This window comes from Endozoicomonas sp. SESOKO4 (assembly GCF_024606275.1).
Genome location: NZ_JAHHPS010000601.1, coordinates 1 through 2122 on the forward strand (window position 1 = coordinate 1; position 2122 = coordinate 2122).

General features: G+C 42.5%; 2 protein-coding genes. Both read left to right on the forward strand.

Annotated features, from left to right (window positions below; translation table 11 throughout):
• Window positions 1-524: 524 nt before the first annotated feature.
• Window positions 525-1769, forward strand: a complete 1245-nt coding sequence (locus KDK16_RS11740; RefSeq protein ID WP_257276260.1) for a diguanylate cyclase domain-containing protein — start codon at window positions 525-527, stop codon at window positions 1767-1769.
• A gap of 7 nt (window positions 1770-1776) precedes the next feature.
• On the forward strand, window positions 1777-2122 hold a 346-nt coding region (locus tag KDK16_RS11745), incomplete at its 3' end, for a 2-phospho-L-lactate transferase CofD family protein (RefSeq protein ID WP_257276261.1).

The following is a 2122-nucleotide window of genomic DNA, read 5'->3' on the forward strand; positions in this document are numbered from 1 at the left end:
TGATCTTTCAATGAGATGACATCACATGACTGAGTTTGCCAAATTTCGTAATTCATTACTTCCTACCCCTTAACATTACTCCCAGATTTGAAAAGAAAAAAATCAGAGATCATTTCAAACACTTATTATCAGACTAGACAGGTGATAGCTTAAAAGATGAATGCTTCTATATTCTTTGGCGATAAAAAAACCAAATAAAGATAACACATACTAATCAAAAAGGCTTTTTGCCAACTTATCATCACTTTTATTTAAAAAAAATAAATAAAAAACCTTTCGACAATTATTTTATCTAATAAAAAAAACAATTAAAATCGTATTTAAAGATTACAATTTCGTATTAGTAAGTTGTTCTTAACTTCCTATAGTTAATCTCACAAGGAAATGAAAAGCTCTGTATCCAACATCTGATTGCTTACTAGCTTTTTTGAGTAGTTGCTTTCTACTTTTTAATCAATAGCCAACCACATTGAGTCCGTCGTTGTTAAACGTTTTATGGATGGCATAGAAAGAAGTCACAGAATATGGAAACCAGCACAGGCATTGATGCTGAGCAACGTTTATCTGCCAAATTGCTTAAAGCTGTTCTAATGTCAGCCTGTTTATTGGGTATTGCTATCAGCTGTGTTCAAATTTTCTTTGATGCCCGCCAGTCAAGCAACATCATTGATTCAGAAGCCTTGCAAATGCTGTCCATGATCAGGGAACCTTCCATTCAGGCTGCCAGTAGACTGGAGCCCACAATGGCCCGGGAGATTCTTTCCGGGTTAATGGAGCACCAGTCAGTCCACATTGCTGCCATCAAAATACCTGATAAACCTGAGCTTGCTGTGGTAAAGCGTGGCCTTTCCAACTCAGGGTATCGCCAGCTCTCGGACTACATATTTGAACCTATTCGAATTTACCGTATTCCTCTACAAAGGGAAATACCCTCTCATCAAAGCTACGGCGAACTCCTCCTGGCCATTGATACGGCTTACCACGGTCAGGAGTTCATCCAGCGCTCACTGATTGTCATGGTCAGCGGTATTTTCAGGGCCATTGCGATGGCATTGCTGCTCTACCTGATCTATACATTTATTCTTACCAAACCTCTGAATCGTTTGATCGTAAGCCTGTCACAGATTAACCCGGACGCTCCCGGCTCTCATAAATTACCTATGCCTAAAGGTCATCAAAACAATGAGCTGGGTCTCTGGGTCAGAACAGCGAATCAGCTACTGGAATCAATAGATCGAAACCTGAACCTGAGGCAGAAAGCCGAGGCTCAGATCATGAGACTGTCTCAGTACGACTATTTAACCCGTCTGCCAAACCGAAAAACCTTGCAGAAGCAGTTGCAGAGCCTGATTGATAAACTCTCAAGCTCTGATGGCAATATTGCCATTCTCTGTCTTGGTCTTGATGACTTCAAATCACTGAATGCCCAGCTTAACTTCAAAGCAGCAGAGCATACACTGGTCAAAATTGCAGATCGCCTGAGAAACCATATTGGTAATATTGGTAACAGAGGTTACATAGGCAGGCTTGGAGAAGACCAGTTTGCAATCATTCTATCTAAGATCACCCAACCTTACGAAGCAGCTGAAATGGCCCAAGCTCTTCTGAAACAGCTGGCTCTTCCCATTACAGTGAACGAAGAGAAGATAACCATCAGCGGAACTGTAGGCATCACCCTATTTCCTGACGACGGTCAGCAAGTTGATAATCTCTTGCAACAGGCTGAATTCGCCATGATCATGGCCAAATCCAGAAACCACAACGTCTAAGTAATACATGCAGTCCGTCAACGCTCTTTTTAAATGTCGTCGTATTGCCGCTATCGGTGGTGGCCATGGTCTTGGAAGGGTTATGGCCAGCCTCGGTTTTATGAAAGGTCGACTCGCTGGTATTGTTGCTACCACTGATGATGGTGGTTCCACTGGCCGACTCAGGGAAGCCAGTGGCTGTATCGCCTGGGGTGATTTGAGAAACTGCATCAATCAGCTTTGTTCAGATAGTCCCAACCTGGCACGTATTCTTTTTGAGTATCGTTTCAAAGAAGACAGTGGAGATCTTACTCATCATAACTTGGGCAACCTGATTCTCCTGGCTATGGATCAGATGTGTGTCCGTCCTATGG